Below are 9,544 nucleotides of genomic sequence, written 5' to 3' on the forward strand. Positions count from 1 at the left end.
CGACAACTCTGATTGAACGGCACCAACTGATCGCGGCCACCATGCATGATCAGCGACGGCGGCGCCACCATCGATTCGATATCGATTGCCCCGATCGCCCGTAACAGTCTCGGTCGTTTCGGCAGTCTCGGCCGCATCAGCGCCATCATCTGCAATGTTTTGTGCAATATCAGTAGTCATAATGCACCTCTCATTCCTTTCCATGCATGATTATTAAGATTGCTTTTCTCGAATTTGATTGCCCGATGTTCCCTGTTTCACGTGAAACATCAGAAGTTACGTCGTGCGGCTATACCTAAGATATGAGCAAAAAGATCGCAGTATTGACGGGGGCGGGGATTTCCACGTCCGCAGGTATTCCCGACTTCCGCGGACCGGACGGCGTCTGGACTAAGCACCCTGAACAAACGAAAGTGTATGACATCGAAGCATTCCTTTGCCACGAGGAAGATCGCAAGTATTCCTGGCGTTGGCAGAAGGAATCGCCCGTGTGGACCGCACAGCCGGGCACCGCACATAAAGCGCTCGTCAAACTGGAACAGGCTGGCATGCTGACGCTGCTCGCCACACAAAACTTCGACGCATTGCATGAAAAAGCCGGCAATAGCAGCGACGTCATCGTCAATCTGCATGGCACCATCGGTACCTCGCACTGCATGAAGTGCCATGCAAAATATGACACCACCGACATCATGGCGAATCTCGACAACGAACCCGATCCGCACTGCCATCGCAGACTGCCCTACAGCGGCAACATGCCATGCAACGGACTCATCAAAACCGACGTGGTCTACTTCGGCGAGGCATTGCCGGACGGCGCGCTCGAAAAATCGTATCGACTCGCAACGCAGGCCGACGAACTGTGGGTCATCGGATCCACGCTGGAAGTCATGCCCGCGGCAAGCATCGTGCCCATAGCCGCAGAGGCGGGCGTGCCGATCACCATTATGAACATGGGACGCACGCAATACGATCGGTTGGCCGACCGGCTTATCCACGACGATATCGCCGTCGCCCTGCCGCAGCTCGTCGACGAAACCATCACCGCCGAGCAGTAAGCCGCACAGTAAATACGTTTTCTCGTACGTCTTGCAGTACCGGCACAAATCGTTGGAATTACACCGGTTTTGGTTGGTCGTTACCAAAATCCGAATTTTTCAACGACAAAAATCCGAATGACGTAACGGCTAGTCAAGCAATATAAACAACAAAAGGGTCTTGGATTGCTTTGCGACAATCAGAAATCATCGCAAGGCTTTCCAAGACCCTTATTGGTTATCAAATACTGAAAAGCGGTACTGAAATCAGTAAATGCGCTTCGGCTGGAAACCGGCTTCGCGCAATGCCTCGAGCACACGATCAATGTGGTCGGGACCATTCGTTTCAACCGTCACGCCCAAAGCCACGGCATTCGCGTAATGGCTGGACGCCTTGAACTGGTCGTGATCCAGCGCGATAACGTTCGCACGCTGCTCGGCCAGCAATGTGGCGACCTTCACCAGCTGTCCCGGGGTATCGGGCAGCTCGACCTCGAAATGCATGATGCGGCCACGCGTGATCATACCCTTCTGAATCACAGCGCCAATGGACACAGTGTCTTCATTACCGCCAGACATGATCGGCACCACCACATGCGGACCCTTCGCCTCGGCGAACTTGCGCGAGCGCAGGTTGAGGTGCTCGAGCGCAGCCAGAGACACAGCGCCGGCAGCCTCAACCACCAGCTTGTGCTTTTCGAGCATGAGCAGGATCATCTCGTTGATGTCACGCTCGGTCACGGTGACGATGTCGTCAAGGAATTCGTTGAGCAGCGCGAACGTGAGATCGCCCGGACGCTTCACGGCGACGCCCTCGGCGGACGTGCGCACCTGGTCGGCGGCAACCACATGACCTGCGGCCAGCGAATTCTTCCATGCTGGGCTACCCTCCGGAATCGCGCCGATCACGCGCACTTCCGGCTTGAACGTCTTGATGGCGAGCGCCACACCGGCACCAAGACCGCCACCGCCCAGCGGCACGACCACGTCGGTGACGTTCGGCACGTCTTCGAGGATTTCGAGGCCGATGGTGCCCTGACCGCACAGCACCTCGTAATCGTCGAATGGCGGCACGTAGATCATGCCTTCGGTGTCGCTCAATTCCTGGGCGCGGGCTGCGGATTCGTCGAACACCTCGCCGTACAGCACCACGTCTGCACCGTACGCCTTGGTGGCGTCAACCTTCAGCGGCGGAGTGATCTGCGGCATGCAGATCGTTGCCTTCGCACCACGTTCGCGAGCCGCATAGGCCACGCCCTGCGCATGGTTGCCCGCGGAAGCGGTGACAATGCCGCGAGCCAGCTGCTCATCACTCAGGGATGCGATCTTGTTGTAGGCGCCGCGAATCTTGAACGATCCGGTGACCTGGAGATTCTCAGGCTTGAGCAGAATCTCATGTCCGGTCATGTCGGACAGCACCTTGGACGGAATGATTTCCGTGTGGCGTGCAGTGCCCTTGAGTCGTTCGGCGGCTAGTTTCAGTTCAGCTGCATGATCGCGCTGCAATGCTTTGAGAACCTCGTTTTGTTCCATGAGCGTTATTGTAAGCGTACGTCTGCCGAAACTGCCTTATCATGCGGCTTTCGCGATGAAAAGTGAGATTGCTTGCGAAAAGTAATCACAAGCAATCAGGAATAATCGCAATACATAATCTGATAAATCACAATACAAATAAAGAAAAAGCGTTCGTACGATCCCGTGATGAATCGCACGAACGCTTTGCAGAGAGTTTATAGGAAAGATCGATCAGAGCTGAATCACGACCCCCTCCCAGCGAGCAAGCTCACCGCGAGCGACCGACTTTACGCTATGTACAGCATCATAGGTGCTGAGCAGTACCTGCGACTCGCCCACGCCATCCTCAAGCAGTTGCGCGACCTCAGCAGGCACCTGCGCCGTCTTATCAGTAAGATTGACGATGACGAGAATCGTGTCGTCGCCGCTGGTACGGGTGAAGGAATACACCTGCTCGCTGTCTGCCGCGACCAGATTCCATTCGCCCGTCGCGATGGTCGCGTTGTTGTGGCGCATGGCGATGAGCTTCTTGTAGAAGCTGTACACGGATCCGGGATCGTCGAATTCCTCGGCTGCGTTGATCTCGACATGATTCGGATTGACGCCGATCCACGGTTCCGTCGCCGCGTCCGGCGCGGTGAAGCCGGCATACCTGGAGGCGTCCCACTGCATCGGCGTGCGTGCGTTGTCGCGGCCGATGAGCGCGAGCGCCGCCATCATCGATTCTGCGGACTGGCATTTTGCTTCTTCCACGCGCTGGCGGTAGCCGTTGATGGATTCCAGATCGCGATACTGCTCGAGCGTGGTGAAGTGTGCGTTGGTCATGCCCAGCTCTTCGCCCTCGTAAATGTACGGGGTGCCGCGGTGCATGTGCAGCAGCATGCCGAACGCCTTGGCGCTCAGCTCGCGCGACTCGCGATCAGCGTCGTCGCCCCAACGGGAGACGACGCGCGGCTGATCATGGTTGCAGAAGAACAGGCTGGCCCAGCCGGCGTTCTTCACAGCCTCCTGCTGGTCGGCGAGGCGGGCGCGCAGATTCTTGACTTCGAACGGCACGGTGTTCCACTTGGAACCTTCCTGGTCGATGCCCACGTGGTCGAAGAGGAACAGCATGTCAAGTTCGCCGTTCTTCGGATCGGTGACATGCTCGTTGCGTGCCGGAGTGATGCCCGGCGCTTCGCCGACGTTCATGTAGCCTTCGCGGCCTTCGAACACTTCGCGGCGCATTTCGGCAAGGAACTCGTCGATGCGCGGACCGTCGGAGCACCATGGGAACGGGCTGGAATAGCCTTCCTCACCAACCGGATAATCCTCAATCTCGCAGCCGTCTTCTCCCGGCAGCTTGCCGTTCTTATCAACAGTCTTCGAAACCTGCGTGATCACATCCATACGGAAGCCGTCAATGCCGCGATCCATCCACCAATTCATCATCTTGTAGACGGCCTTGCGCACTTCCGGATTCTCCCAATTCAAATCCGGCTGCTTCTTGGAATACTGGTGGAAGAAATACTCGCCGCGCTTCGGATCGTACTCCCAAGCGGAACCGCCGAAATAGGAACCCCACTGGTTCGGCTCGGCACCCGGAGTGCCCGGCTCATGCCCCGGCCTGGCTGGACGCCACCAATACCAGTCGGCATGCGGATCGTCCTTGTCGCGGGAAGCCTGGAACCAAGCATGCTCGTCGGACGTGTGGTTGACCACCAAATCCATCACGATCTTCAGACCGCGCTTGTGCGCTTCGGCAAGCAGCTCGTCCATATCCTCCAACGTGCCGAACAGCGGATCGATATCCTGATAATCGGAAATATCGTAGCCGTTGTCGTCCTGCGGCGACTTGTAGACCGGGCTCAACCACACCACGTCCACGCCAAGATCGGCCAGATAGTCAAGACGGCTGGTGATGCCTTTCAGATCGCCGATGCCGTCGCCGTTCGTGTCTTGGAAGGAACGCGGGTACACCTGATATACCACCGCGTTGGCCCACCATGGGTTCGGGGTCGCGCCGTTGGAACGCACGGTGTCGGGAAGGGTGGAACGATTGAAATTCGTCATGTCGTGGAGCTCCTTTGCTTGACGTTTGTTGGATTTTCGTTCGATCTTTCGTGACTGACTCTGCCCGTTTTCAGCTCATGTCAGCTTCATGCAGAAGATCGATTTTGCCTACTCCCCTATGGTATGCAACCCTGTTTTTCTTTCTTTCCCGCGGCGAGTTGTGCAAAGCAAGAAAAGAATACGCTTCTTACGGACGCGAAAAACCAATCCGCAAAAATAAAAACGCGGGACGTTCCAGAAAGGGAAATGGAACGTCCCGCGCTGGGGAGTGGGATAGGCCAGTCCCGCTCAGAGCGGTGAAGTGTTACTTCCTGAACGGACGGCCTACGGCCGCGTTGTCCCTGCCTTCGCTCGCCTATCGGCTCGCTCAGGGGGAGCCTATGAACAGACCACTGGGCTGTTCACTTAACGGCTCCCCTCATCACACCACCGACAACCCACTTCTGGGCGAAGATGTAGACGATGAGGACCGGAGCCATGGCCATCAGATAGGACGCGAAGGCCATCGGATAGTTCGACGTGAACTGGCTTTGGAACACGTACTGTGCGAGCGGAATCGTCTGATTGCTCTGATCAGTCAGCGTGATCAACGGCAGCAGGAAGTCGTTCCAAGCCCACAGTGCGGTCAAAATCGCAATCGTGGCATTAATCGGACCCATCAGCGGGAAAATGATTGTCCAGAAAATACGCCAGGTGGAAGCACCGTCGATACGAGCCGCCTCTTCCAACGAAATCGGAATCGAACGAATAAAACCAATCGCAATAAACAGGTTGGTGCCGATGCCAAGAATCGTGTACAGAATAATCAAACCAAGCTGATTATCAAGATGCAACGTACCCATTTCCTTCGCGACCGGCAGCATGATCACCGTGAACGGCACGAACATCATCGCAAGGAAGAAGTAATACAGGAAGCGGAAGAATCGCTTATCCATATTTCGTGCCACAGCATACGCGACGAACGTGTTCGTCAGCAGCGTCAACACCACCGCGCACACGGTGATGATCGCGGAGTTAAGTGCGGCCTTCGGATAGTTCACCTTATTCCATGCGTCGGCGAAATTATGCCATTCCCACGTGGTCGGCAAGCTGAACGTGCCAGCCTCGCCCGGCGTCTTCAACGCGGTGACCACAGCGAAATACAACGGCACGAGCACGGTAAGACTCAACACCGTCACAACCGCGGTCAGCCACCAGTTGACCTTATGATCCCTGCGGATTTTATCCGGCTTTGCTTGCGCTTGAACGCCAGTCTTTGCAGTCTTTGCAACAGTTGCGCTAGTCATGATATTTCCTCTTTACCTTCAGACTTTCAGACCCTTGCTCAGACCTTTTCCTTGCCGCTGAAGAACTTCAGCTGCACGAAGGCCAGGATTGCCAGCACGATGAAGAACGTGACCGCGTTCGCCATCTGGTAGGAGTATTCGCCATTGCCAAGGCCGTTCTGGAAGATCAGGTACGAGACGGTTTCGGTCTTGGAATCCGGGCCGCCCTTGGTCAATGCCATGATCTGGTCGAACGCGCCGAGCGAATTCTTGAGGCTCAACACCATGTTGATGGTGAAGAACGGGCCAATCAGCGGGAAGGTGATCTGCCAGAAGTTCTGCCAAGCGTTCACACCGTCGATCGCGGCCGCCTCGTAAATCTCGTTGTCGATGGTCTGCAGGCCAGCCAAGTACAGCAGTGTGGAGTAGGCAACGCCCTGCCAGATCGACAGGAACACAATCGGGAACCATGCCAAATCCGGATTGGAAATCATCGACGTCGACAGCCAATCAATATGCAGCGCCTGGCCGAGCGCCGGCAACGGCGTCATGAAAATGTACTTGAACACGTAGCCGATCACCAGCACCGACAGGGTGTACGGAATGAAGAAGATCGCACGGAATCCGTTTTTGAACGCGATTTTCGAATTCAGCAGCACCGCAAGGAACATGCCAAGAAAATTCGTGCCAATTGTAATCAAAATTGCGATGAGAATAGTAAACAGGTACGCGTGACCGACACGAGAATCCTGGAACATCGCAATATAATTCTTCAATCCGATGAATTTAAAATCACCGTAACCCTGCGAATTAGTGAACGAGTATGCCGCGCCCTGCAGGAACGGCCAATACAGGAAGATGGACACCAGAATCACAGCCGGAACGGTCATCCAATAAAATGCCGGATCAACCTTGCGCTTGGAATATTTCGAAACCTTATTCTTGGAAGTTTTTGCCGATTTCTTCGCAGTATTTGCAGTATGTGCGGTAGTCATGTCCGTTCCTCCTCTCACCTGAAGTTTCTGGCTTCGATCTTGTCGTATTCGGATTGCATGCTGTTCAGGAATTTTTCGGTGTTGCCCGACTGAACCAGCGTCTGCAGGAAGCCTGCGATGTTGATGCTGGCTGGCACGTAATGGTCGCAGAAATCGGCCAGCTTGCCCGCCTGGTAGAAGTCAAGCACGCCGTTCAGCGCTTCGTCACCCACATACGTGTCTTTGTAGGGGGTAAAGGCGGACTGCTGCTTGGAGTAGTCCTTGATGTTTTCGTCGTTCATCAGGAAGTCGATGAATTCGCGCGCTTCCTTCTCATGCTTGGTGTGTGCGCCCATGGTCAGGATCACGTCATCGCCTGCGGTGAGTTGCTGTTCGCTGGCATCGTTGGTTGCCGGCATTTGCGCGAACCGCAGGTTGGCATCGCTGTTGATGAGTCGGATCTGCGGAATCGCGTAGGTGCCGAGTGGCAGAATCGCGGCTTTGCCTGCGGCCAGATCCTGCGTAGCCTGCTGGTAGGTAACTGCCGGATTCTTCTGCGTGTAATTCTGGTAGATCTCGACCAGCTGATCGCTGACAGTGCCCCACAGGTCGGAGAATTTCTTCGATCCGTCTTTGAGGGAAAGATATTCGGATTCCGGTACCAGCGTGGAGTTGAGTGACGCCAACGGCGCCTGAAGTGTCCACGGATCGGCAGTGCTCGCTTCGATCGGTACAATGCCCTTGCTCTTGAAGCGTTGCAGCAGGTCGATGAATTCGCTCCACGTCTGCGGTGGATTGTCGGGATCCTCGCCCGCTTCTTCCCACACGTCAGCGTTGATGATGTAGCCGGACGCGTTGCCCGCATACGGCAGGCCGTACAGGCGCTTCTTGGATTCGTCGTTGGTTTGTACAAGGCTCTTGGCGATGTTCACCATGCCTGGATTGAGTTCGTCGACGATGTCATCGTCGGTAAAATCGTGGAAGACACCCGCTTCGGCGAGCATGCCGAAATTAATGTCGCCATTGATGGTGATGACGTCGGGTTCACGATTTTTCACGAGTCGCGTACGCAAATCAGTGGTTGCGTCGGACGAATTGTTGACGTTGACTTTGATGCTGGGATGGGTTTTCTCAAATTCCTTTGCTTTTGCGGTGAACCAGTCCGCTGCTTCGGCTTTGAATTGGAAGAAATCCAAAGTGACGGTTTCAGCGGTGCTGTTGCCGCAACCTGCAAGGCCGGCCGTCAACGCGATTGCGCATGTGGCCGTGAGAGCGCGGTATACAATCCTCCTGAATTTACCTACACTAGTGGTGGAATCAGGTTTCATTCTCGACTCCTTTGTATTTTTTCTCTATTACGGTGGAGCGGCTTCCTTACCACACCACCGTTACTGAGAATTATAGAGGGGGGCGGTTTTCATTCCCAACTCAGCGCGCCTGTGCGGGGCGGAAAACAAAAACGACGAGATTTTGTTACTCTGAGAAAGTAATTTGACGCACGATGTGCGCGAACGGGAGCACGAAGGATGGTTCAGATGGCGGTTTCACCTCTGCCACAGTGGTTTGAAGGCTCGGAATATACCCATAAAGTCGCGGCTTGCATCATGAAATATGGTCCGATTTCACGCATTACGTTGGCGCAGATTTTAGGACTTTCGCAGGGTGCTGTTTCCCGAATTACCAGCGATCTGATTTATGCGGGCGTGATTGAGGAGACGCCGATGCCGTCCGGCAAGGCCGGCAAACTGCCGAAAGGTTTCGTGCAGAAAGAAAATACGGAACGTCGCGGCCGCCCGCAAACCGGATTGCAGGTGATTGCGAATGCGCGATCTTTCGTTGGCATGAAAATCAACGCGACGCATATTTCGGCAGTTGCGGTCAACGCAATCGGGCAGATCATCACCGGATGCCATGATCTGGAAATCGAAGACGCTTCCCCGCAGACCGTGGTCGCGCTGATCAAACAACTGACGACCGACTGTTCCGACGAGGCGGAGATGGCGGGCTGGCCGAAACCGTGCGCTGTGGGAATCTCGCTTGGCGGGCATATTGTCGACGGTACCGTGGTGACGTTCGCACCGTTCATGCACTGGTCGCAGCCCGTGGAACTTTCCGTCATGGTTCGTGAGGCGACCGGATTGCCTACCGGAATTTACAACGATATCGATTCGTTGGTGGTTGACGCCTGCCTGTTTGGACCGGGCGTTGGATTGGATAGCTTCGCGGTGCTGACGTTCGGCGCGGGCGTCGGCTATTCGTTGACGTTCAACGGCGAGCTGGTAAGCTGTCCGGATAAAAGTTACGGTTTGGTCGGGCATATTCTGGTCGATCCGGATGGGCCGCGTTGTGTTTCCGGACACAAGGGATGCGCGCAATGCCTGTCCGACAACTCGATCGCGGCGGAATATTCGCAAATCATCGGACATCCCGCATCATTCGACGATTTCGCACGTGACGCACGCGCGAACAAACCGCAAGCGACGAATCTGGTGAACCGCACCTGCTTCCGTCTCGGCACCCTGGTGGCGACCATCGCCAATCTTGCCATGCCAGACAAAATCATGATCGCCGGAGAATCGTCGTTCATCGCGAAATTCGGCATTGACGACTTGCGTAACGGCATCAACATGTATCGGCATAGCCAGGCCGCGCCAGTGGATTTTGAAATTCCCGACCACGATTGGGCTTTGTGGGCCAAGGC

The 9,544-nt window shown here is 55.4% G+C and carries 8 protein-coding genes; 2 read left to right on the plus strand and 6 right to left on the minus strand.

Annotation, left to right across the window (positions count from 1 at the left end):
• The coding region (locus Q5H33_RS07335; protein WP_302423787.1) for a hypothetical protein at positions 1–180 on the minus strand (180 nt) is incomplete at its 3' end.
• A 122-nt stretch (positions 181–302) separates the two neighbouring features.
• On the opposite strand from Q5H33_RS07335, the gene Q5H33_RS07340 reads away from it, so the two are divergent.
• Entirely contained in the window at positions 303–1,058 is a 756-nt protein-coding gene (locus Q5H33_RS07340) for a Sir2 family NAD-dependent protein deacetylase (protein ID WP_302423793.1), read from the plus strand.
• A 246-nt stretch (positions 1,059–1,304) separates the two neighbouring features.
• Here the strand turns inward: Q5H33_RS07340 and ilvA are convergent, their stop codons facing one another.
• From ilvA to Q5H33_RS07365, 5 genes are all read right to left on the minus strand, one after another.
• The gene (gene ilvA, locus Q5H33_RS07345; protein WP_004223909.1) at positions 1,305–2,570 is read right to left on the minus strand and encodes a threonine ammonia-lyase; all 1,266 of its coding nucleotides are present in this window, start codon (positions 2,568–2,570) and stop codon (positions 1,305–1,307) included.
• Between the two features lie 213 nt (positions 2,571–2,783).
• A complete protein-coding gene (locus tag Q5H33_RS07350) occupies positions 2,784–4,604 on the minus strand; it encodes an alpha-glucosidase (protein WP_302423797.1) in 1,821 nt (606 codons plus the stop codon).
• A 401-nt stretch (positions 4,605–5,005) separates the two neighbouring features.
• Positions 5,006–5,890, minus strand: coding sequence for a carbohydrate ABC transporter permease (locus Q5H33_RS07355; protein WP_117793852.1), 885 nt, complete (start codon positions 5,888–5,890; stop codon positions 5,006–5,008).
• A gap of 38 nt (positions 5,891–5,928) precedes the next feature.
• Entirely contained in the window at positions 5,929–6,864 is a 936-nt protein-coding gene (locus Q5H33_RS07360; RefSeq protein WP_117502516.1) for a carbohydrate ABC transporter permease, read from the minus strand.
• Positions 6,865–6,878: 14 nt separating this feature from the next.
• Positions 6,879–8,171 (minus strand): ABC transporter substrate-binding protein, encoded by a 1,293-nt coding sequence (locus Q5H33_RS07365; RefSeq protein ID WP_302423802.1) that lies wholly within the window; start codon positions 8,169–8,171, stop codon positions 6,879–6,881.
• 207 nt (positions 8,172–8,378) lie between these two features.
• Between Q5H33_RS07365 and Q5H33_RS07370 the strand changes: the two genes are divergently transcribed.
• On the plus strand, positions 8,379–9,544 hold a 1,166-nt coding region (locus Q5H33_RS07370), incomplete at its 3' end, for an ROK family protein (protein ID WP_302423804.1).

The organism is uncultured Bifidobacterium sp. (assembly GCF_959020145.1).
Classification (GTDB): Bacteria; Actinomycetota; Actinomycetes; order Actinomycetales; family Bifidobacteriaceae; genus Bifidobacterium.

Excerpts from the sequence above, each read along its gene's own strand:
- Q5H33_RS07340 (WP_302423793.1), top strand. The coding sequence starts at position 303 with ATGAGCAAAAAGATCGCAGTATTGACGGGGGCGGGGATTTCCACGTCC.
- Q5H33_RS07350 (WP_302423797.1), bottom strand. The coding sequence starts at position 4,604 with ATGACGAATTTCAATCGTTCCACCCTTCCCGACACCGTGCGTTCCAAC.
- ilvA (WP_004223909.1), bottom strand. The coding sequence starts at position 2,570 with ATGGAACAAAACGAGGTTCTCAAAGCATTGCAGCGCGATCATGCAGCT.
- Q5H33_RS07360 (WP_117502516.1), bottom strand. The coding sequence starts at position 6,864 with ATGACTACCGCACATACTGCAAATACTGCGAAGAAATCGGCAAAAACT.
- Q5H33_RS07365 (WP_302423802.1), bottom strand. The coding sequence starts at position 8,171 with ATGAAACCTGATTCCACCACTAGTGTAGGTAAATTCAGGAGGATTGTA.
- Q5H33_RS07355 (WP_117793852.1), bottom strand. The coding sequence starts at position 5,890 with ATGACTAGCGCAACTGTTGCAAAGACTGCAAAGACTGGCGTTCAAGCG.